The following is a 22053-nucleotide window of genomic DNA, read 5'->3' on the forward strand; positions in this document are numbered from 1 at the left end:
GTTGCACGTGACCAAGATCATTGCCCTGACCAACCAGAAGGGCGGCGTGGGCAAGACCACGACCGCCGTCAACCTTGCCGCCAGCCTGGCGGCGCTGGATCGCCGCGTGCTGCTGGTCGACCTGGACCCCCAGGGGCATGCCACCATGGGCAGCGGCGCCAACAAGCACGAGCTGGACGGCAGCGTGCTCGACGTGGTGCTGGGCGACAAGAAACCCACCGAGGTGATCCTCGACTGTCCGGAGGCCGGCTACGCTCTGCTGCCCGGCAACGGCGACCTGACCGCCGCCGAGGTGGAGCTGCTCGCCGCCGGCGAGGGCCGGGAGCGCAATCTGGTCACCGCCCTGGAGGAGGTGGCCGGCGAGTACGACGTGGTGCTGATCGACTGCCCGCCATCGCTGAACATGCTCACCGTGAACGCGCTGACCGCGGCCGACGGCGTGCTGATTCCGCTGCAGTGCGAGTTCTATGCCCTGGAGGGACTCTCGGCCCTGCTCGATACCGTTGAGCAGATCAAGGACAGCGTGAACCCGCAGCTCGAGATCTTCGGTATTCTGCGTACCATGTTCGACGCTCGGAACAGCCTGACCCGGGACGTCAGCCATCAGCTGCGCGACTACTTCGGCGATGCGCTGCTCAAGACCACCATTCCGCGTAACATCCGGGTCGCCGAGGCGCCCAGCCACGGGCTGCCGGTCACCAAGTACGCGCGATTATCGCGAGGCAGCCAGGCCCATCGGGTGCTGGCCAAGGAACTGATCCGACGCCTGTCGCTGTAGGCCGGCCGTCGAACTCCGCTGGTAGTGATGAGGGAATGTCGATGACGCGTAAACGCGCCCTGGGACGTGGCCTGGATGCCCTGATCGGTGCCAACGCCCGCCGTCGTGAAAGCCTGGACCTGCCCGAGGTCGAAATCGAGCAGGGCGTTGAATCGGCGGTGCCGCGCACACCTGCGCCCGAGGAGCGCCTCGAGCGTCTGCCGCTGGGGCAGCTCTCCCGCGGCAAGTACCAGCCGCGGCGCGATATCCAGCCCGAGGCCCTCGAGGAGCTGGCCGACTCGATTCGCGCCCAGGGCGTGATGCAGCCGATCGTGGTGCGCCCCGTGGGGGAGGCTCGCTACGAGATCATCGCCGGCGAGCGCCGCTGGCGGGCCGCCCAGCTCGCCGAGCTCGACGTGATTCCCGCGGTGATCCGCGAGGTGAGCGACGAGGTGGCGCTGGCGCTGGCGCTGATCGAGAACATCCAGCGCGAAGACCTCAATCCCGTCGAGGAGGCGATGGCGCTGAAGCGCCTGCTCGAGGAGTTCTCGCTGACCCAGCAGCAGACCGCCGACGCCGTGGGCCGCTCCCGCGCCCAGGTGGCCAACCTTCTACGGCTGCTGACGCTGGACCCCGAGGTGCAGACCCTGCTCGAGCGCGGCGATCTGGACATGGGCCACGCCCGGGCGCTGCTGGCGCTGACGGGGGCCAAGCAGCGCAAGACCGCCCACGAGGTGGTCAACAAGGACCTTACCGTTCGCGCGACCGAGGCGCTGGTCAAGCGGCTGGCCAATGGCGAGCCGGCGAAGCCCGCCCCCGAGGCGCCGTCCGCGGACGTGGCCGGCCTCGAGACGCGTCTCGCCGAAGTGCTGGGGGCGCCGGTGAAGATTCAGCACGGACGCGGCGGCAAGGGGCGCGTGACGATCCGCTATGCGAGCCTCGACGAGCTCGACGGGATCCTCGAGCACATCCGCTAGCGGACCGTCGGCAAGGTCACGATAAAATTAGCCGACTAAGCATACTGGGCGCATTTATCGACTTTTAGTCGTAGAGCAATGAGATATCGCGTCCAATGGCGACGTCCTCGGTTGAAGCTTAAGTGGGGCTTCCCTATAATCGCGCCGGACCTTTCGTTGACCTTCGCGCGACGAGAAGCAGCGAAGCACAGGGGTCACCGGCCATCGGCAGCGCGAACGGAGACCCCCATGGCAGCCAGGATCAGGCGCCCCAGCCTGCGACCACTATGGGTCGCACAGCTCGCCGCCATGGCGATCATGGTCGGGCTCTCGGCCGGGTTCGAGGGCCCCGCCGATGCCGCCTCGGCCCTGGTGGGAAGCGCCGTGGCGCTGCTGCCGAACATCTATTTCGCCTGGCGCGTGTTTCGCCACCGCGGCGGTCGCCAGGCGCGCCGAGCGGTCCACGGGCTCTACCGAGCGGCGGCCGGAAAGTTTGGTTTGACAGTGGCACTCTTCGCACTGGTATTCGTCACAGTGCCCCTCTCAAATCATGCTTTATTCTTTGGCGCTTATGTGGTGACCCTGTTCGCGTATTGGCTGGCCTCCTGGCAGATGACGCGACAGACACCCAACTGAAATCGAGGCAGCTCATGGCAGGCAACAACTCGACTCCTACGGAGTATATTCAGCACCACCTGCAGAACCTGACCTATGGTTACCATCCGGAGAATGGCTGGTCGCTGGCCCACTCTGCCGGCGAGGCTCAGGAGATGGGTTTCTGGGCCATCCATCTGGATTCCATGGGCTGGTCGCTGGCGATGGGCGCGCTGTTCATCTGGCTGTTCCGCATGGTCGGCAAGGCCGCGACCACCGGCGTTCCCGGTAAGCTACAGTGCGCCATCGAGATGGTCTTCGAGTTCGTCGAAGGCACCGTGCGTGGTGCCTTCCTGCACGGCAAGAACCCGGTAATCGCCCCGCTGGCGCTGACGCTGTTCGTCTGGATCTTCCTGATGAACCTGCTGAAGCTGGTGCCGGTGGATCTGGCCCCGCAGCTGTTCGCCAAGTTCGGCGTCGAGTACATGAAGCTGGTGCCGACCACCGATCCTAACGTCACCCTCGGCATGGCGCTGGGCGTGTTCTGCCTGATCATCTACTACAGCATCAAGGTCAAGGGCGCCGGCGGCTTCGTCAAGGAGCTCTCGTTCACCCCGTTCAATCACTGGTCGCTGATCCCCTTCAACCTGGTCATGGAGCTCATTGGCCTGCTCGTGAAGCCGCTCAGCCTGGGCCTGCGTCTGTTCGGCAACATGTTTGCCGGCGAGGTCATCTTCCTGCTGATCGCGCTCCTGCCGTTCTGGGTCTCCTGGACGCTGAACGTGCCCTGGGCCATCTTCCACATCCTGGTCATCACCCTGCAGGCGTTCATCTTCACCGTCCTGACGGTGGTGTATCTGAGCGCGGCACATGAGCATCACTGAATCACGTAACACCCGCTAAACCCTTGAACCTAAACGTAAACTCGATAGGAGCACCACCATGGAACTCGTCTACATTGCTGCCTCCCTCATGATCGGCCTGGGCGCACTGGGTACCGGCATCGGCTTCGCCCTGCTGGGCGGCAAGCTGCTCGAAACCACCGCTCGCCAGCCGGAGCTGGGTGACCAGCTGCAGACCAAGACCTTCCTGATGGCAGGCCTGCTGGACGCCGTGCCGATGATCGGCGTCGGCATCGCGATGTACCTGATCTTCGTCGTTGCCGGTTAACGTTTGGCACACCGGGCGCTCCGCGCTCGGTTTGCTTGTTTCCGGACGCCACGAATCTGTCAGAGGTACGTCCCTGTGAATATCAACATGACGCTAATCGGACAGATGATCGCCTTCGCGATCTTCGTCGGATTTTGCATTAAGTTTGTGTGGCCGCCGATCAGCAACGCGCTCCATGAGCGTCAGAAGAAGATCGCCGACGGCCTGGACGCGGCTAGCCGCGCCTCGCGTGACCTGGAGCTGGCCGAAGAACAGGCCGGCGAGACACTGCGCGAGAGCAAGGAGCAGGCCGCCGAGATTCTGGAGCAGGCCCACAAGCGGTCCAGCCAGATGATCGAGGAGGCGCGCGACCAGGCGCGCCAGGAAGGCGAGCGGATGATCGCTCAGGCCAAGTCCGAGATCGACCAGGAAGTGAATCGCGCGAAGGAAGACCTGCGGGTGCAGGTGTCGCGTCTCGCCATCGTGGGTGCGGAGCGGATCCTGGAATCCTCTATCGACGAGAAGAAGCACGGCAAGCTCGTCGACGAACTCGCCAACGAGCTTTGAGGAGGTGACCCATGGCGGAAACGTCTACCGTCGCACGACCCTACGCCAAGGCGGCCTTCGAGTACGCCGTTGAGCAGCAGGCACTGGATGACTGGGCCGCGATGCTCGAGACCGCGGCGCGTGTCGTCACCGATGACGACATGCAGCGCCTCGTGCTCGGCAACCCGCAGCTGTCGAGCACCCAGAAGGCCGATGTGGTCGTCGACGTCTGTGGCGACGCCGTGAGCGACGCCGTCCGCAACTTCCTGCGCCTGGTCGGCCAGAAGGGTCGCCTGGCGGCGCTTCCGGCCATCGTCGAGCAGTTCACCATGCTCAAGGCCCAGCAGGAGAAGCGCATGGACGTGAACATCGTCTCTGCCTTCCCGCTGGACGATGCTCAGCAGGACAAGCTCGCGAGTGCACTGGCCAAGCGTCTGAACCGCGAAATCTCCATTACCACTCAGGTGGATTCCACCCTCCTGGGAGGCGTCATCCTGCGTGCCGGCGATACCGTCATCGACGGTTCGGTACGCGGTCGACTGAATCGCCTCCACGAGGCCCTTTCCGCCTGAGTCTGAGGGACATGGCATGCAGCAACTGAATCCTTCCGAGATCAGCGACATCATCAAGCAGCGTATCGAAAAGCTGGATGTCGCATCTGAAGCCCGTAATCAGGGCACCATCGTCAGCGTGTCTGACGGTATCGTGCAGATCCACGGCCTGGCCGACGCGATGTTCGGCGAGATGATCGAATTCCCCGGCGGCATCTTCGGCATGACGCTGAACCTCGAGCGCGACAACGTCGGCGCCGTGGTGCTGGGCGACTACCTGCAGCTCGAAGAAGGCATGACCGCCCAGTGCACCGGGCGCATCCTCGAGGTGCCGGTAGGTCCCGAGCTCGCCGGCCGCGTGGTCGACGCCCTGGGCAACCCCATCGACGGCAAGGGTGATCTCAACACCAAGCTGACCGACGCGGTGGAAAAGGTCGCCCCCGGCGTCATCACCCGTCAGTCCGTCGACGAGCCGATCCAGACCGGTTTCAAGTCCATCGATGCCATGGTGCCGATCGGCCGTGGCCAGCGTGAGCTGATCATCGGCGACCGCCAGATCGGCAAGTCGGCCATCGCCATCGATGCGATCATCAACCAGAAAGGCAAGGGCGTCACCTGCGTCTACGTGGCCATCGGCCAGAAGCAGTCGACCATTGCCAACGTGGTGCGCAAGCTCGAAGAGCACGGTGCCATGGAACACACCATCGTGGTCGCCGCCGGCGCCGCCGATCCGGCCCCGATGCAGTTCCTCGCCGCCTACTCCGGCTGCACCATGGGCGAGTACTTCCGCGACCGCGGCGAAGACTCGCTGATCGTCTACGACGATCTCTCCAAGCAGGCCGTGGCCTATCGTCAGGTCTCCCTGCTGCTGCGTCGTCCGCCGGGCCGCGAGGCCTTCCCGGGTGACGTCTTCTACCTCCACTCCCGCCTGCTCGAGCGTGCCGCTCGCGTGAACGCCGATTACGTCGAGAAGTTCACCAACGGCGAAGTGAAGGGCAAGACCGGCTCGCTGACGGCCCTGCCGATCATCGAGACCCAGGGCGGCGACGTCTCCGCGTTCGTTCCGACCAACGTGATCTCGATCACCGACGGTCAGATCTTCCTCGAGACCGACCTGTTCAACTCGGGCATCCGTCCGGCCATCAACGCCGGCCTCTCGGTGTCTCGTGTCGGCGGCTCGGCCCAGACCAAGATCATCAAGAAGCTCGGCGGCAGCGTGCGTCTGGCCCTGGCCCAGTACCGCGAGCTGGCGGCCTTCGCCCAGTTCGCCTCCGACCTGGACGAGGCCACGCGCAAGCAGCTGGAGCACGGTCAGCGCGTCACCGAGCTGATGAAGCAGCACCAGTATGCGCCGATGTCCGTGGCCGAGATGGCCGTCTCCCTGTATGCCGCCAACGAGGGGCATCTGGAGAACGTCGAGGTCAACAAGGTGCTGGACTTCGAGCGCGCGCTGCAGGACTACATGAAGTCCGAGCACGCCGATCTGCTCGAGACGATCAACCAGACCGGCGACTACAGCGACGAGATCAAGTCGGGCCTCAAGGCCGGTCTCGAGAAGTTCAAGGCCACTCAGAGCTGGTAATGCCGACGGCCCGCTCCTCCGGGGCGGGCCCTGGAGCTTTCTGAGGGCCACGAACGATAAGGTAGATCGCTATGGCAGCTGCAAAAGAGATTCGCACCCAGATCGGGAGCATCAAGAACACGCAGAAGATCACCAGCGCCATGGAAATGGTGGCTGCGTCGAAGATGCGCAAGGCACAGGACCGGATGAAGGCCAGCCAGCCCTATGCCAAGCAGATCCGCAACGTCGTGGGCCACGTCGCCGATGCCAACCCGGAGTACAAGCATCCGTGGATGGAAGAGCGCGAGGTCAAGCGGGTCGGCTACATCGTGGTCTCCTCCGACCGTGGACTGTGCGGGGGCCTCAACGTCAACCTGTTCAAGTCCGTGGTGAAGGATGCCAAGGCCCAGCGTGAGCAGGGCGCGGAGCTCGACTTCTGTGCCCTGGGCAGCAAGGCCACCGGCTTCTTCCGCAAGTTCGGCGGCAGTCTCGTCGCGGCCAAGAATGGTCTCGGTGAGGCGCCCGATCCGGAGGACCTGATCGGCAGCGTGAAGGTCATGCTGGATGCGTACGACGAGGGCAAGCTGGACCGCCTCTACGTGGTGTTCAACGAGTTCGTCAACACTATGACCCAGAAGCCGGTGGTTCGTCAGCTGTTGCCCCTGTCGGCCGAGATGGGGACGGACACGTCCACCGAGGAAAACAAGCGTCCCGGTAGCTGGGACTACCTGTATGAGCCGGATGCCAAGGCGCTGCTGGATAGCCTGCTCGTGCGTTTCGTCGAGGCGCAGGTCTATCAGGCGGTGGTCGAGAACGTGGCGTGCGAGCAGGCCGCTCGGATGATCGCCATGAAGAGCGCCACCGACAACGCCGGCAATCTGATCGACGACCTGGAGCTGGTGTACAACAAGGCCCGTCAGGCGGCCATTACCCAGGAAATCTCCGAGATCGTCGGTGGCGCCGCCGCCGTTTAGCGTCGGGGAGGGCGGTGCCCTCCCGGCATGCAGGTTTCATTTGCAGGTATTTGAGAGGAACCAAGATGAGCGGACGTATCGTACAAATCATCGGCGCGGTGATTGACGTAGAGTTTCCGCGGGACGATGTGCCCAAGGTCTACGACGCGCTGAATGTCTCGGACACCGGGACCGTTCTCGAGACCCAGCAGCAGCTGGGTGACGGCGTGGTGCGCACCATCGCCATGGGCACCACCGAGGGCCTCAAGCGCGGCCTGAACGTGGTCGGCACCGGTGCCCCGATCTCCGTGCCGGTCGGCAAGGAGACCCTGGGCCGCATCATGAACGTGCTGGGCGAGCCCATCGATGAGGCCGGCGACATCGGCGAAGAAGAGCGCATGCCGATTCACCGCAAGGCGCCGGGCTACGCCGACCAGGCGGCCTCCAGCGAGCTGCTGGAGACCGGCATCAAGGTCATCGACCTGGTGTGCCCGTTCGCCAAGGGCGGCAAGGTCGGCCTGTTCGGCGGCGCCGGCGTCGGCAAGACCGTCAACATGATGGAGCTGATCCGCAACATCGCCACCGAGCACAGCGGCTACTCCGTGTTTGCCGGCGTGGGCGAGCGGACTCGTGAGGGTAACGACTTCTATCACGAGATGACCGAATCCAACGTCATCGACAAGGTGTCGCTGGTCTACGGTCAGATGAACGAGCCGCCCGGCAACCGCCTGCGCGTGGCTCTGACCGGCCTGACCATCGCCGAGAAGTTCCGCGATGAAGGTCGCGACGTGCTGCTGTTCGTCGACAACATCTACCGCTACACCCTGGCCGGTACCGAGGTCTCCGCACTGCTGGGCCGCATGCCGTCCGCGGTGGGCTACCAGCCGACTCTGGCCGAGGAGATGGGTGTCCTGCAGGAGCGCATCACCTCCACCAAGGATGGCTCTATCACCTCCGTGCAGGCCGTCTACGTGCCCGCGGATGACCTGACCGACCCGTCCCCGGCGACTACCTTCTCGCACCTGGATGCGACCGTGGTACTGGCGCGCTCGATCGCCGAGCTGGGTATCTACCCGGCCATCGATCCGCTGGACTCCACCTCGCGCCAGCTCGACCCGCTGGTCGTCGGCGACGAGCACTACGGCATCGCTCGCGGCGTGCAGGGCGTGCTGCAGCGGTACAAGGAGCTCAAGGACATCATCGCCATCCTGGGCATGGACGAGCTGTCCGACGAGGACAAGCTGGCCGTCTCCCGGGCGCGTAAGATCCAGCGCTTCCTGTCGCAGCCGTTCTTCGTGGCCGAGGTCTTCACCGGGGCGCCCGGCAAGTACGTGTCCCTGAAGGACACTATCCGCGGCTTCCAGGGTATCCTCAACGGCGAGTATGACGAGCTGCCCGAGCAGGCCTTCTACATGGTTGGCACCATCGACGAGGCCGTCGAGAAAGCCAACCAGATGAAGTAATCCCTCCACCTGGGAGACGTCATCATGACGAAAAGCTTCAAGTGCGAGATCGTCAGCGCCGAGGCGTCGATCTACTCCGGGTCCGCCGAGCAGGTCGTGGCGGCCGGTACCATGGGGGATCTCGGGATCCTGGCCGGGCACACGCCGCTGCTCACCGAGCTGGCGCCGGGTCCGGTACGGATCGTCCATGGCGGAGGTGAGGAAGATCACTTCTACGTCTCGGGCGGTTTCCTCGAGGTTCAACCCGACGTGGTCACGGTGCTGGCGGATACCGCCGTGCGTGCCGACGACCTCGACGAGGCGGCCGCCGAGGAGGCCCGTCAGCACGCGCTGAAGGAGATGGGCAACAAGTCTGCGGAGCTTGACTACAGTCACGCCGCCGCGGAACTGTCCGAGGCCATGGCGCAGCTGCGTACCATTCAGCAGGTGCGTCGCAAGTCCGGCCGCGGCTAACGCTCGGCTCGTGTCTCGACCTCGACGCCCTCCGGACCCTGTCCGGGGGGCGTCGTCGTTTCTGGGCACGTGAGGCGCCGCCTCGAGGCACCACCCTTCTCTTCCCGCCGGCCCAGGGGCCGGCTTCGCCGTCGGGAGGCCCGCCATGTCATTGAGCGAACCCCTGCAGACGCACAAGGCGACGCTGCTCGCCGCCCTCGAGGGCGGCGACGCGCGCCTTCAGGGTCTGCTGCCGGAGCTGCGCTCCGCCGATATCGCCGAGATCCTCGAGACCCTGGTCGAGGACGATCAGGACATGCCGCGAGCCCTGGCGCTCTTCGCGCGGCTGCCGCTGGAGCGCCGCGCCAGCGTGCTTGGCTATCTCGCAGGCGACGAGCAGCTGGCGATCACCGAGGCGCTGGATGACGAGGACCTGCTGGCGATCCTCGAAGAGATGGGCGCCGACGAGCGCGCGGATCTCTTCAAGACGCTGGGTGACGATCGTCGCGAGGCTCTGCTGCGGCGCATGGCCCGGCAGGAGCGTGAGGCGCTCAAGCGCCTGGCGAGCTACGCCGAGGGCACCGCCGGTGCCCTGATGACCTCGGATTACGTGGCGATCCCCACCGGCCTGACGGTGTCCCGGGCGATGATGCGGGTGCGCCAGACCGCCCCGGATGCCGAGACGGTCTACCAGCTCTATGTCGTCGATCCCGACGGTCGGCTGGCCGGTACCCTGTCGCTGCGCCAGCTGATAGTGGCCCGCCCCGGTGCGCGGGTCGACGACCTGATGATTCATGAAGTTATCCACACCCGGGTGGACGCGACCCAGGAGGACGTGGCGCGTATCGTCGCCCGCTACGACCTGCTGGCGCTGCCGGTGGTCGATGCCGAGAGCCGCCTGATCGGCATCGTCACCCACGACGATGCCCTGGACGTGGTCGAGTCCGAGGCCACCGAAGATATCCACAAGGGGATGTCGATCGGTGCCCTGGAAGGGGGCGTGCGCCGGGTGCCGCTGTGGAGCCTGTATCGCAAGCGGGTGCTCTGGTTGGTGCTGCTGGTGTTCGGCAACCTCTTCTCCGGGGCGGGCATCGCCTACTTCGAGGAGACCATCGCCGCCCAGGTGGCGCTGGTGTTCTTCCTGCCGCTGCTGATCGGCAGCGGCGGCAATGCCGGCGCCCAGGCGTCCACCCTGATGGTGCGCGGCATGGCCACCGGTGATGTAGGCGTTAAGGACTGGGGCAAGCTGCTCGGTCGTGAGCTGCTGGTGGCGGGGGCTCTGGGGCTGACCATGGCGCTGGCGGTGGCACCCATTGGCATGATCCGTGCCGGCGAGGCGGTGGCGCTGGTGGTGGCGGTGAGCATGATCGCCATCGTGCTGTTCGGCAGTCTGCTCGGCATGTGCCTGCCCTTCGTTCTCGATCGCCTCGGCTGGGACCCGGCCACCGCCTCGGCGCCGCTGGTCACGACCCTGATCGATGCCTCGGGGGTGGTGATCTACTTCGGCTTGGCTTCCGCCATGCTGTCGGCGTCCTGAGCCGCTGGCGGCGGACAGGCGGGCCGCACGGGTGTATCCTCTGGGGCCGCCCGAGCCGCCTTATTCCACCACACGGACCGTTCCATGGACTGGCTACAGATCTTCGTCCTCTCCATCGTTCAGGGATTGACCGAGTTCCTGCCGATCTCCAGCTCCGCCCACCTGATCCTGGTACCGGTCTTCACCAACTGGGACGACCAGGGCCTGGTCTTCGATGTCGCCCTGCACATCGGTAGCCTCAGCGCGGTGGTGCTCTACTTTCGCCACGAACTGGTCGGCATGACCACCAGCTGGTGTCGCAGCGTGGCGGGACGCGGCACCGACGACGAGGCGCGCCTGGCCTGGTGGGTGATCCTGGCCACCATCCCGGTGGGGCTGGCGGGGCTGGCCTTCGAGGACACCGTCCAGGGGGTCATGCGCTCGCCGCTGGTCATCGCCGGGGGGCTGATCGGCTTCGGGCTGCTGCTGGCCTACGCCGACTGGCGCCATCGCGGCACCCGCAACGAGTATCGCCTGAGCTGGCGGGATGCCCTGTGGATCGGCTTCGCCCAGGCGCTGGCGCTGATTCCGGGCACCTCGCGCTCCGGCATTACCATGACCGCCGGCCTGCTGCTGGGCCTGAGCCGTGAGGGGGCGGCGCGCTTCTCCTTCCTGCTCTCGATCCCGGTCATCGTGCTCGCCGGGGGGCTGGAGATCCTCCATCTCGCCGATGCCACCGTGCCGGTGGACTGGGGCGCCCTGATCATGGGGGCGCTGCTCTCCGGCGTCAGTGCCTACCTGTGCATCCACTTCTTCCTGGTCTTCATCAAGCGGATCGGCATGCAGCCCTTCGTGGTCTATCGCCTCGTGCTGGGTGTCGCGCTGCTCTGGCTCTTCGGAGGCGCCTGACATGACGATACTGCGTTCGCTCCTGGTTTCCCTGCTGCTCGGCCTGCTGCTCTCGGGCTGTTCCGAGCGTGATCGCCCGCTGGAGTCCCCGGTGACCCTCGAGGGGGAGATCTTCGGCACCTTCTATCAGGTGAGCATCGCCGACCCCCTGACTCAGGGCGAGGCCAACGAGCTCGAGGCGGGACTGCTCGCCGAACTCGAGGCGGTGGACGCCGCCATGTCCACCTGGCGCGACGATTCGGAGCTGATGGCCTTCAATCGCGCCCCCCTGGGCAAGTGGCAGCCGCTCTCCGATCCGCTGATCGAGGTGCTGGCCATCGGCCAGTCAGTGGCCAGGGCGAGCGGCGGGGCCTTCGACATGACCATCGGTGATCTGGTCAACCTGTGGAGCTTCGGCCCCGAGGCGCGACCCCAAGAGGTGCCGGGTGACGCGGCGCTGGCCGAGCGGCTGGCCGAGATCGGGCCCGACAGCCTGGAGGTCGACGCCGAGGCCCGCCAGGCGCGACGTCTGCGCGACGTCTTCGTCGATCTTTCCGGCGTGGCCAAGGGGCATGCCACCGACCGGGTCGCCGCCTATCTCGCCCGCCAGGGGCTCGACCACTACCTGGTTAACCTGGGCGGCGAGCTCAAGGTGAGCGGCCATCGGGACGCCGAGTCCGAGCCCTGGCGGATCGGCATCGAGGTGCCTCGTGACGGCCGCCCCGAGGCCCGCCACGTGCTCGCTCTGGAACGCATCGCGGTGGCCACCTCCGGCGACTACCGCAACTACTTCGAGGAGGACGGCCAGCGCTACTCCCATACCCTGGACCCCCGCACCGGCCGGCCCATCGAGCATCGCCTGGCCTCGGCGACGGTCGTGCACCCCTCCGATGCCTGGGCCGATGCCTGGGCCACCGCGCTGATGGTGCTGGGCGAAGAGGCGGGCATGGCGCTGGCGCGCGAGCGGGGGCTCGCCGTGCTGATGCTGGTGCGCCAGGGCGAGGGCTGGACGAGCCTGGCGAGCCCGGCCTTCGCCGAGCGCTTCGGCCGCGCGGCGATCGACGCGCTGGGCGTGACGGTGGTCGAGGGCCCTTCGGCCGACATGGCGGCAGAACCCTCAGGCCCCCTAGAATAGAAGCCAAGCAATGAACGCGGACAAGGAGTCATGATGACGCTCGACGTGGTGATACTGGCAGCCGGGCAGGGGACCCGGATGCGCTCGACCCTGCCCAAGGTACTGCATCGCCTGGCCGGCAAGCCGATGGTGCGACACGTGATCGATACCGCCGAGGGGCTCGCCGCCGAGCGCACCCACGTGGTGGTTGGCCACGGTGCCGAGCACGTGCGCGAGGCCCTGGCCGAGGCGCCGACCGAGGGGCGCCTGCGCTTTGCTCTGCAGGCCGAGCAGAAGGGCACCGGCCATGCCGTGGCCCAGGCCCTGGACGGCCTCGGCGAGGGCAAGGTGCTGGTGCTCTACGGCGACGTGCCGCTGATCCGCCGCGAGACGCTGGTCGAGCTGCTGGCGCGGGTCGACGAGCAGCACCTGGGCCTGCTCACCGTTACCCTGGACGACCCGACCGGCTACGGGCGCATTCTGCGCAACGCGGAGGAAGAGGTAGTGGCCATCGTTGAGCACAAGGACGCCTCCGAGGCCGAGCGTGCCGTGCGCGAGTGCAACACCGGCATCATGGCCATGACCGCGACTCAGCTGCGTCGCTGGCTGCCGAGCCTCTCCGCCGACAACGCCCAGGGCGAGTACTACCTCACCGACGTCATCGCCATGGCCGCCGCCGAGGGCGTGCGGATCGCCACCGTCCAGCCGGCGCGCGCCCAGGAGGTCGAGGGCGTCAATAATCGCGCCCAGATGGCCCGCCTGGAGCGTGCCCTCCAGCACGACATCGCCGAGCGGCTGATGGAGCAGGGCGTGGCGCTCGCCGACCCGGCGCGGCTCGACGTCCGCGGTCGCCTGACCTGCGGCCACGATGTCGAAATCGACGTGGGCTGCGTCTTCGAGGGCGACGTCGAGCTCGGCGAGGGGGTACGCATCGGCCCTAACTGCGTGATCCGCGACAGCCATGTCGGCGCCGAGTCGGTGATCGAGGCCCACAGCGTCCTCGAGGGCGCCGTGGTGGCCGGCCACAACCGCGTCGGGCCCTTCGCCCGGCTGCGGCCCGGCTCGCGCCTGGCGGTCGGCGCCAGGGTCGGCAACTTCGTCGAGACCAAGAATGCCGAGGTGGGCGAGGGCAGCAAGATCAACCACCTGAGCTATGTCGGCGACGCCCGGCTGGGGCGCGACGTCAACGTCGGCGCCGGCACCATCACCTGCAACTACGACGGCGCCAACAAGCACCATACCGAGGTCGCCGACGGGGCCTTCATCGGTTCCAACACCGCCCTGGTGGCGCCGGTGATCGTCGGCCGCGGTGCCACCGTGGGGGCCGGATCGACCATCGCCAAGGACGTGCCCGACCATGCCCTGGCGGTCACGCGCGGCCGCCAGATCAGCAAGCCCGATTGGCCGCGGCCGACCAAGCGCCAGGAATCCTGAGGAGAGATCACATGTGTGGAATCGTCGGCGCCGTTGCCGAGCGAAACGTCCAGGGCATCCTGCTGGAGGGCTTGAAGCGCCTGGAGTACCGCGGCTATGACTCGGCCGGGATGACGGTGCGCTCGCCCGAGGGGCGCCTGCAGCGCCAGCGGGCGCTGGGCAAGGTGGCCGCCCTTGAGGAGCGCTTGGTGCCCGAGCCGCTGCCGGGGCGCAGCGGCATCGCCCATACCCGCTGGGCGACCCACGGTCGCCCCAGCGAGGCCAACGCCCACCCCCATCAGTCGGGTGAGCGCCTGGCGGTGGTGCACAACGGCATCATCGAGAACCACGAGGCTCTGCGCCGCGAGCTCGAGGCCGAGGGCTACGCCTTCACCTCCGAGACCGACACCGAGGTGATCGCCCACCTGCTGGAGCGCGAGAGCCGCCGCGAGGGCGACCTGCTCGGCGCGGTGCGCGGGGTGCTGGCGCGCCTCGATGGGGCCTATGCCCTGGGCGTGATCCATGCCGACGAGCCCGACGTGATCATCGGCGCCCGCAAGGGCAGCCCGCTGGTGGTCGGCGTGGGCATCGACGAGGCCTTCCTCGCCTCCGATCCGCTGGCGCTGTTGCAGGTCACCGACCGCTTCCTCTACCTGCAGGAGGGCGACGCGGTGCGCCTCTCTCGGGGCGGCGTGATCGAGGTGGTCGATGCCGAGGGCCGGGCGGTCGAGCGCGAGGTGCAGGTCTTCGAGCACGGCGACGGCGCGGCCAGCAAGGGCGATTACCGCCACTTCATGCTCAAGGAGATCCACGAGCAGCCGACGGTGATCGCCGCGGCCCTGGAAGGGCGCCTGGGCGAGCGCTCGGCGCTGGTGGAGAGCTTCGGTCCCAAGGCCGAAGCGCTGTTCGGGCGAGTCAAGCAGATCCATATCGTGGCCTGCGGCACCAGCTACCATGCCGGCATGGTGGCCCGCTACTGGCTGGAGCGCTACACCGGGCTGCCGGTGCAGGTGGAGGTCGCCTCGGAGTACCGCTATCGCCAGGTGGTGGTGCCCGAGGACACCCTGTTCGTGACGCTCTCCCAGTCCGGCGAGACCGCCGACACCCTGGCGGCGTTGCGCTTCGCCAAGGATCGCGGCTACCTGGGCAGCCTGGCGATCTGCAACGTGCCGGGCAGTTCCCTGGTGCGCGAGTCGGACCTGACCCTGATGACCCGGGCCGGGCCCGAGATCGGTGTGGCCTCCACCAAGGCCTTCACCACCCAGCTCACCGCCCTGATGCTGCTGACCCTGGCACTGGGCCGAGTGCGGGGCCTCGAGGCCTCCGAACAGGCGAGCCTGGTCGAGGCGCTGCGCGGCCTGCCTGGACTGGTGGCGCGGGTGCTGGCGCTGGACCCGGCCATCGAGGCGCTGGCCACGGCCTTCGCCGAGAAGCATCACGCCCTCTTCCTGGGGCGTGGGGCCCATTTCCCCATTGCCCTGGAGGGGGCGCTGAAGCTCAAGGAAATCTCCTACATCCACGCCGAGGCCTATCCGGCGGGCGAGCTCAAGCACGGTCCCCTGGCGCTGGTCGACAGCGAGATGCCGGTCATCTCGGTGGCGCCCAACGATGACCTGCTCGACAAGCTCAAGTCCAACCTCCAGGAGGTGCGGGCTCGGGGCGGCGAGCTGTTCGTCTTCGCCGACGCGAAGGTGGGGCTGATCGAGGAGGAGGGCGTGCAGGTGCTGCACCTGCCCGGCGTGCATGAGGCGCTGGCGCCGATCCTCTACACCGTGCCGCTGCAGCTACTCAGCTATCACGTGGCGGTGCTCAAGGGCACCGACGTGGATCAGCCGCGTAACCTCGCCAAGTCCGTCACCGTGGAGTGAGCGTGCCACCGCCGCGCCTGTACCTGGGCCTGCCCATGTGGGCCAACCCCGACTGGCGCGGCGGCCTCTATCCGCCCCACGGCGGAAGCGATGACTGGCTCGGTGACTATGCCCGGGTATTTTCCACCGTGGAGGGCAACACCACCTTCTACAGCGGGGCGCCGCGGGCCTCGACGGTGGCCGCCTGGGCGCGCCAGGCGCCGCCGTCGTTCCGTTTCTGCTTCAAGCTGCCGGCGAGCCTGACCCACGAGAAGCGCCTGGAGGGCATCGAGGCCGACCTCGATGGCTTCTTCGCGGCGCTCGCGCCCCTGCACGATCGGCTCGGGCCGACCATGGTGCAGCTGCCCCGGGACGTCGGCCCCGAAGCGCTGCCCCGGCTCGAGGCGCTGCTGAAACGCTGGCCGGCGGGGCTGCCCTGCGCCGTCGAGGTCCGCCACCGGGAATTCTTCCACAAGGGGGAGGCCGAGACGGCCCTCAACCGATTGTTGATAACTCACGGTGTCGATCGGGTGATGCTCGACGTTCGAGCGCTCTTCGCCACGCCTCCCGAGGCGCATGCCGGCCTGGCTCGTGCTCAGGCCGAGAAGCCGCGACTCCCGTTACACGTGCTTTCCACGGGAGACTTCCCGCTGGTGCGCTTCATCGGCCACCTCGACGACGCCATCAACGAGCACACGTTTACCCCCTGGATCGAGCGCCTCTGCCTGTGGATAAAACAGGGGAAAACCCCTTTCCTGCTTGTGCACACGCCGGATAACCGCCAGGCGCCTGAGCTCGCGCGACGCCTGCATGCGCGGATCGCCGAACGTGTGGCGCTCCCTTCCCTGGAGGCCTTCGCCGGAGAGGCCCAGGCCTCGCTGTTTTGACCTGTCCTGCCCAGCGACGAAAGGCGCCGGCGGTTTTGCCCGGGTGACTAGTCAACAAGCGTATGATCGGATACTTTTACGGGTCGATCGTCACTTGCCATCGGATCTTGTGGGGTTTCATACGTATCCCGTGTGATTCCTCGCCGTGATCCATCAGGAGGTGTCCGCGATGCGCCTCGCAGAGGCCTCGCGGAAGTTGTACCGGCAGCGATCCTGTCTGGCATCCGTAATGCCCTTGAAAGCGCCACTTCGTGATCCGGAGTGGCGTGGACGTGGCGACTACAACCACAACGCCGTCATTGCATCCGATCGATCGATGACGACACGTACCATCAGGGTGATTTATGTCTACCAAGCAACACGCACACTGGTCTTCTCGACTGACCTTCATTCTCGCGGCCACCGGCTCCGCGGTCGGCCTGGGGAATATCTGGAAGTTTCCCTACATGGTGGGCGACAGCGGCGGTGGCGCCTTCGTGCTCATCTATCTGCTCTGTATCGGCCTGGTCGGGCTGCCGATCCTGGTGGCCGAATGGCTGGTGGGTCGCCGGGGGCAGAACAATCCGGCCAACGCCATGGCCGACCTGGCCAAAGCGTCCGGAGCCTCTCGCGGCTGGATGATCGTCGGCATCAGCGGCATCCTCGGTGCCTTTTTGATCCTCTCCTTCTATAGCGTGATCGGCGGCTGGTCGCTCTACTACACCCTGAGCTCGGTGACCGGGGCCTTCAGCGGTCAGGACGCCGACGGCATCAGCGCGCTGTTCAGCGGCATGCTGGCGAGCCCCGGCCTGCTGCTGGTGGGTCACTCGGTGTTCATGCTGCTGGTGATCGGTATCGTCGCCCGCGGCGTGACCAAGGGCCTCGAGGGCGCCGTGCGCAGCCTGATGCCGGCGCTGGGCGTGCTGCTGGTGGTGCTGGTGGGTTACGGCATGACCACCGGCCACTTCGGTCAGACCCTGAACTTCATGTTCAACCCGGACTTCTCAAAGGTGGACGGCGGCGTGATCCTGGCGGCCATGGGTCAGGCCTTCTTCACGCTGTCGCTGGGCATGGGCATCATGATGGCCTATGGCTCCTACCTGAACGAGGAGATCAACCTGCTCAAGACCGCGCGGACCGTGATCATCCTCGATACCGTGGTGGCGCTGGTCTCCGGCCTGGCGATCTTCCCCATCGTCTTCGCCAACGGCCTGGATCTCAGCTCAGGCCCGGGCCTGATCTTCGTCACCCTGCCGCTGGCCTTCGGCAACATGGGCGGCGGCGTCATCCTCAGCCTGATGTTCTTCCTGCTGCTCACCTTCGCGGCCCTGACTTCGGCGATCTCGCTGCTCGAGCCGGCGGTGGAGTTCGTCGAGGAGCGCACTCCGCTGTCGCGCATCGCCTCCACCCTGGTAGCCGGGGCGGCGACCTGGGCACTGGGCATTGCGGCACTGCTGGCGTTCAACGTCTGGGGGGATGTGCTGATCTTCGGCCTGAACATCTTCGATCTGCTCGACACGGTGACCAGCAAGTTCCTGCTGCCGCTGACCGGTCTGATGGCGATCGTCTTCGTCGCCTGGGTGCTGGACAAGGAACAGGTTCGCGAGGAGCTGGGACTGGACGTCTATGACTTCAGCGCCTGGAATATCCTGGTGAAGTACGTCGCGCCGCTGTGCGTGATCGCGGTGTTCGTCTCCAGCCTCTGAGCATGGCTCGCCGGCTTTCGCCGGCGCGTCGCGTCTCCAACGAGCCCCGCCCCGCGGGGCTCGTTGCGTGAGGGGAGAGGCACCGCGCTTGGCGGTCAGTGCATCTCGTCTTCCGCCGACGCCTCGTCGGGGAGCGGGGCGATCTCCTGGGACAGGCGCTTGAATTCGTTATGCAGCTCGATGCCGCGGCGGGCGCGCAGGTTACGTTGGGCGGCGGAGCGCGATCGCTGCTCGTGCTCGACGACCTCCATGCCCATGAAGATGTCGAGGAGTTCACTCTTGAGGGAGGATAACCGTTCGACATTACGCATGATCGACTCTCCTAAAAGATTCGCGACACTGCATAGTCTTACTATATCTCACTTGACAAAATGGTGACGGCTCATGAGCAAAATGCACAACGCGCCGTCAACGCTTCGCGTCGCGCCTCTCGCCGAGCCTTCGTGCCCGACGGGGTGCGCATCGCCCCTCGGCTTGGGGCATACTGTGATCATGAATCTGCCCATCTTCTTGCCGCCTCGCCCTCGCCGTGAGGCGGCTCGCCAGCAAGGAGTCCCCGCGTGAGTCGTGCCCTGTTCGATGAGATGAGACGTCGCATGGAGCACTTTCGCCGCTCCGAGCAGAAGGTCGCGCGCTTCGTGCTGCGCAACCCAGAGGAAGTGATCCACATGCGCATCGTCGACCTGGCCACCGAGGCCAAGGTCAGCGAGCCCACCGTGGTGCGCTTCTGTCGCGCCCTGGGCTGCAACGGCTTCCAGGATTTCAAGCTGCAGCTGGCGCAGATGCTGGCCTCCGGCAGCCAGTTCGCCCAGTTCTCGATGAACGACAGCGACTCGGTGGTGGAGTTTTCCCACAGCATCTTCGACTCTACCGTGGGCACCCTGCTGTCGGTGCGCGACCGGCTCGACAATGAGGCGCTGAGCCAGGCCATCAACGCCCTGGCCATGGCCAACCGGGTGGAGTTCTACGGCTTCGGCGCCTCGGGGGCCGTGGCCGCCGATGCCCAGCACAAGTTCTTCCGCCTGCAGATCTCCACCGCCGCCTACACCGACCCGCACATGCAGAACATGTCGGCGGTGACCCTCAAGGAGGGCGATGTGGTGGTGGCCATCTCCCAGACCGGCCGCACCCGGGCGCTGGTGGCCAGCGTGCGCCTGGCGCGCGAGGCCGGCGCGACGGTGATCGGGCTCTGCCCCAGCGGCTCGCCGCTCGCCGAGGAGGTCACCCTGCCGCTCTACATCGACGTCCACGAGGACACCGAGATCTATACCCCCATGAGTTCGCGCATCGCCCACCTGGTGCTGGTCGATGTGCTGGCGGTGGGCGTGGCCAAGACGCGGGGCCCCAAGCTCGCCGAGCAGCTTCGCGAGGTGAAGAAGAGCCTCAATCCATTGCGCTTCCCCGAGCAGGATGGCAAGTCCTGAGTCGACCCCCGATATGCTAAGCTGGCTCTCCATTTTTTGACCCGGCTTTCCCTGCGCTATGGACGACGTCACGGCGATTCTCGACCACATGAACCCGGCCCAGCGCGAGGCCGTCAGTGCTCCCCAGGGCAACATGCTGGTGCTGGCCGGGGCCGGCTCCGGCAAGACCCGGGTGCTGGTTCACCGCATCGCCTGGCTGATGCAGGCCGAGGGGCTCTCGCCCTATGCGCTGCTCGCCGTGACCTTCACCAACAAGGCGGCGCGCGAGATGCGCACCCGCCTGGAGGCGCTGCTCGGCATCTCGCTGCGCAACGTCTGGGTCGGCACCTTCCACTCCATTGCCCACCGCCTGCTGCGGACCCACTGGCAGGACGCACGCCTGCCCCAGCACTTCCAGATCATCGACAGCGATGATCAGCTGCGGCTGGTCAAGCGGCTGCTCAAGGACCACCGCGTCGACGACGAGCGCTTCCCGCCCCGCCAGGTGCAGTCGTTCATCTCCGGCTGCAAGGAGGAGGGGCTGCGTCCCCATCAGGTCGATGCCCACGGCGATGCCTACATGGCGCAGATGGTCGAGCTCTATGAGCGCTACCAGCTCACCTGCGAGCGCGGCGGCCTGGTCGACTTCGGCGAGCTGCTGCTGCGGAGCCTGGAGCTGTTGCGCGACAATCCCGCGCTGCTGGCCCATTACCGTGAGCGCTTCGGCCACGTGCTGGTCGACGAGTTCCAGGACACCAACACCCTGCAGTACGCCTGGCTCAAGCTGCTGAGCGGCATGTCGACCCCGATGACCGTGGTCGGCGATGACGACCAGTCGATCTACGGCTGGCGCGGGGCGCGCATCGAGAACATCCGCCGCTTCGAGCAGGAGTTCCCCGGCACCAAGACCGTGCGCCTGGAGCAGAACTACCGCTCCACCAGCGCCATCCTCGACGCCGCCAACGCCCTGATCAGCCACAACAGCGAGCGCATGGGCAAGGAGCTGTGGACGGCCGGCGACCGCGGCGAGCCGATCTCGGTATACGCGGGTTTCAACGACCTGGACGAGGCGCGCTTCATCGTCGATACCCTCCGCGAGAAGGTCGACGAGGGCGTCAATCGCCGTGAGATGGCGATCCTCTACCGCTCCAACGCCCAGTCGCGTGTACTGGAGGAGACGCTGATCCGCCAAGGGGTGCCCTACCGCATCTACGGCGGCCAGCGTTTCTACGAGCGGCTCGAGATCAAGAACGCCCTGGCCTACCTGCGCCTGCTGCTCAACCGCGACGACGACGCCTCGCTCGAGCGGGTGATCAACGTGCCGGCCCGGGGCATCGGCACGCGTACCGTGGAGGTGCTGCGCACCCGGGCGCGGCAGACCGAGGTCTCGCTGTGGCAGGCGCTGCACGATGCCCTGCTCGACGCCTCGCTCAAGGGCCGTGCCGCCACGGCCGTGCGCGCCTTCAGTGAGCTGATCGAGCGGCTCGACAACGACACCGCCGGCCTGGCGCTCCATGAGATCATCGATCACGTCATCACGACCTCCGGGCTGATCGAGCACCACCGCAGCGAGAAGGGCGAGAAGGGCCAGGCGCGGGTCGAGAACCTCGAGGAGCTGGTCACCGCCGCCAAGGCCTTCACCCAGGGCGAGAGCTTTGAGCCGCCCGAGGCCGGCGAGGGTGGTGCGGCGCTGGAGGCCTTCCTCTCCGAGGCGGCGCTCAACGCCGGTGACCACGAGGCCGACGAGTTCGAGGACTGCGTGCAGCTGATGACGCTGCACTCGGCCAAGGGCCTGGAGTTCCCGGTGGTGTTCATCGCCGGGGTCGAGGAGGGGCTCTTCCCCCACAAGATGTCCATGGAGGAGCCAGGACGCCTGGAGGAGGAGCGTCGGCTCTGCTACGTGGGCCTGACCCGCGCCATGCGCAAGCTCTACCTGACCCACGCGGAGCTGCGTCGGCTGCACGGCAAGGAGACCTTCCAGCGGCCGTCGCGCTTCCTGCGCGAGCTGCCCGAGGAGTATCTGGAGGAGGTGCGCCTGCGCGGCCAGATCTCGCGGCCGGTCACCGCCTCGCGCCCCGGGCCGCGCCAGGAGAGCGTCGACGGCGGCGCCGACCTGCCGTCCCTGTCGCTGGGCCAGCGGGTCAGCCATCCGGTCTTCGGCGAAGGGGTGATCCTCAATGCCGAGGGGGAGGGCGAGCGCGCCCGGGTACAGGTCAGCTTCGAGGGCGAGGGCGACAAGTGGCTGGTATTGGGCTTCGCCAAGCTGACGCCGCTGTGATGCGTCCCGGACCGCTGTGCGCGGTGCTTGCCGGCTAATTCAGCCGTGACGCATACTCTT

21 protein-coding genes are annotated in these 22053 nt (G+C 66.7%); 20 read left to right on the plus strand and 1 reads right to left on the minus strand.

The annotated features are described in order from the left end of the window. The first annotated feature begins 7 nt into the window (after positions 1 to 7). The 18 genes from RSO68_RS06420 to RSO68_RS06505 all read left to right on the plus strand — a co-directional run bounded on the left by RSO68_RS06420 (position 8) and on the right by RSO68_RS06505 (position 18312). Positions 8 to 778: a ParA family protein gene (locus tag RSO68_RS06420; protein ID WP_315585862.1), complete on the plus strand. Its 771-nt coding sequence runs from the start codon at positions 8 to 10 to the stop codon at positions 776 to 778. A 41-nt stretch (positions 779 to 819) separates the two neighbouring features. Next, positions 820 to 1734: a ParB/RepB/Spo0J family partition protein gene (locus RSO68_RS06425; RefSeq protein ID WP_315585863.1), complete on the plus strand. Its 915-nt coding sequence runs from the start codon at positions 820 to 822 to the stop codon at positions 1732 to 1734. Between the two features lie 228 nt (positions 1735 to 1962). Beyond that, positions 1963 to 2349 carry an ATP synthase subunit I gene (locus tag RSO68_RS06430; protein ID WP_315585864.1) on the plus strand — a complete coding sequence of 129 codons (387 nt, stop codon included), beginning with the start codon at positions 1963 to 1965 and terminating at the stop codon, positions 2347 to 2349. Positions 2350 to 2363: 14 nt separating this feature from the next. After that, positions 2364 to 3191, plus strand: coding sequence for a F0F1 ATP synthase subunit A (atpB, locus tag RSO68_RS06435; RefSeq protein WP_089849250.1), 828 nt, complete (start codon positions 2364 to 2366; stop codon positions 3189 to 3191). 58 nt (positions 3192 to 3249) lie between these two features. Further along, positions 3250 to 3477, plus strand: a complete 228-nt coding sequence (atpE, locus tag RSO68_RS06440; protein WP_089849248.1) for a F0F1 ATP synthase subunit C — start codon at positions 3250 to 3252, stop codon at positions 3475 to 3477. A 75-nt stretch (positions 3478 to 3552) separates the two neighbouring features. Continuing rightward, positions 3553 to 4023 (plus strand): F0F1 ATP synthase subunit B, encoded by a 471-nt coding sequence (locus RSO68_RS06445; protein ID WP_089849246.1) that lies wholly within the window; start codon positions 3553 to 3555, stop codon positions 4021 to 4023. An 11-nt stretch (positions 4024 to 4034) separates the two neighbouring features. Then, positions 4035 to 4574: a F0F1 ATP synthase subunit delta gene (locus tag RSO68_RS06450; RefSeq protein WP_089849244.1), complete on the plus strand. Its 540-nt coding sequence runs from the start codon at positions 4035 to 4037 to the stop codon at positions 4572 to 4574. Positions 4575 to 4590: 16 nt separating this feature from the next. Next, a complete protein-coding gene (gene atpA, locus RSO68_RS06455; protein WP_089849242.1) occupies positions 4591 to 6135 on the plus strand; it encodes a F0F1 ATP synthase subunit alpha in 1545 nt (514 codons plus the stop codon). Between the two features lie 71 nt (positions 6136 to 6206). Next, on the plus strand, positions 6207 to 7088 hold the full coding sequence (gene atpG / locus RSO68_RS06460) for a F0F1 ATP synthase subunit gamma (protein ID WP_089849240.1): 882 nt from the start codon (positions 6207 to 6209) through the stop codon (positions 7086 to 7088). A 65-nt stretch (positions 7089 to 7153) separates the two neighbouring features. Then, positions 7154 to 8530, plus strand: a complete 1377-nt coding sequence (gene atpD / locus RSO68_RS06465; protein ID WP_089849238.1) for a F0F1 ATP synthase subunit beta — start codon at positions 7154 to 7156, stop codon at positions 8528 to 8530. A gap of 24 nt (positions 8531 to 8554) precedes the next feature. Next, the gene (locus RSO68_RS06470; protein ID WP_089849236.1) at positions 8555 to 8983 is read left to right on the plus strand and encodes a F0F1 ATP synthase subunit epsilon; all 429 of its coding nucleotides are present in this window, start codon (positions 8555 to 8557) and stop codon (positions 8981 to 8983) included. 145 nt (positions 8984 to 9128) lie between these two features. Next, positions 9129 to 10499 (plus strand): magnesium transporter, encoded by a 1371-nt coding sequence (gene mgtE / locus RSO68_RS06475; protein ID WP_315585865.1) that lies wholly within the window; start codon positions 9129 to 9131, stop codon positions 10497 to 10499. 84 nt (positions 10500 to 10583) lie between these two features. Then, entirely contained in the window at positions 10584 to 11387 is an 804-nt protein-coding gene (locus RSO68_RS06480; protein ID WP_315585866.1) for an undecaprenyl-diphosphate phosphatase, read from the plus strand. Between the two features lies 1 nt (position 11388). Beyond that, positions 11389 to 12501: an FAD:protein FMN transferase gene (locus RSO68_RS06485; RefSeq protein WP_089849230.1), complete on the plus strand. Its 1113-nt coding sequence runs from the start codon at positions 11389 to 11391 to the stop codon at positions 12499 to 12501. Between the two features lie 33 nt (positions 12502 to 12534). Beyond that, entirely contained in the window at positions 12535 to 13914 is a 1380-nt protein-coding gene (glmU, locus tag RSO68_RS06490; RefSeq protein ID WP_315586208.1) for a bifunctional UDP-N-acetylglucosamine diphosphorylase/glucosamine-1-phosphate N-acetyltransferase GlmU, read from the plus strand. Between the two features lie 11 nt (positions 13915 to 13925). Next, the gene (gene glmS / locus RSO68_RS06495; RefSeq protein ID WP_315585867.1) at positions 13926 to 15761 is read left to right on the plus strand and encodes a glutamine--fructose-6-phosphate transaminase (isomerizing); all 1836 of its coding nucleotides are present in this window, start codon (positions 13926 to 13928) and stop codon (positions 15759 to 15761) included. Positions 15762 to 15796: 35 nt separating this feature from the next. Continuing rightward, positions 15797 to 16627 carry a DUF72 domain-containing protein gene (locus tag RSO68_RS06500; protein ID WP_390882399.1) on the plus strand — a complete coding sequence of 277 codons (831 nt, stop codon included), beginning with the start codon at positions 15797 to 15799 and terminating at the stop codon, positions 16625 to 16627. A gap of 344 nt (positions 16628 to 16971) precedes the next feature. Beyond that, entirely contained in the window at positions 16972 to 18312 is a 1341-nt protein-coding gene (locus RSO68_RS06505; protein ID WP_089851191.1) for a sodium-dependent transporter, read from the plus strand. A 95-nt stretch (positions 18313 to 18407) separates the two neighbouring features. On the opposite strand, the gene RSO68_RS06510 is transcribed toward RSO68_RS06505, so the two are convergent. Next, positions 18408 to 18623: a PA3496 family putative envelope integrity protein gene (locus RSO68_RS06510; RefSeq protein ID WP_089851193.1), complete on the minus strand. Its 216-nt coding sequence runs from the start codon at positions 18621 to 18623 to the stop codon at positions 18408 to 18410. Positions 18624 to 18872: 249 nt separating this feature from the next. On the opposite strand from RSO68_RS06510, the gene hexR reads away from it, so the two are divergent. Together hexR and uvrD are read left to right on the plus strand one after the other, a co-directional pair. Next, positions 18873 to 19736 (plus strand): transcriptional regulator HexR, encoded by an 864-nt coding sequence (gene hexR / locus RSO68_RS06515; RefSeq protein ID WP_089851195.1) that lies wholly within the window; start codon positions 18873 to 18875, stop codon positions 19734 to 19736. A 58-nt stretch (positions 19737 to 19794) separates the two neighbouring features. Further along, positions 19795 to 21993: a DNA helicase II gene (uvrD, locus tag RSO68_RS06520; protein WP_089851197.1), complete on the plus strand. Its 2199-nt coding sequence runs from the start codon at positions 19795 to 19797 to the stop codon at positions 21991 to 21993. The last annotated feature ends 60 nt before the right edge of the window (positions 21994 to 22053 follow it).

Source organism: Halomonas saccharevitans (assembly GCF_032333995.1).
GTDB lineage: Bacteria > Pseudomonadota > Gammaproteobacteria > Pseudomonadales > Halomonadaceae > Halomonas > Halomonas saccharevitans.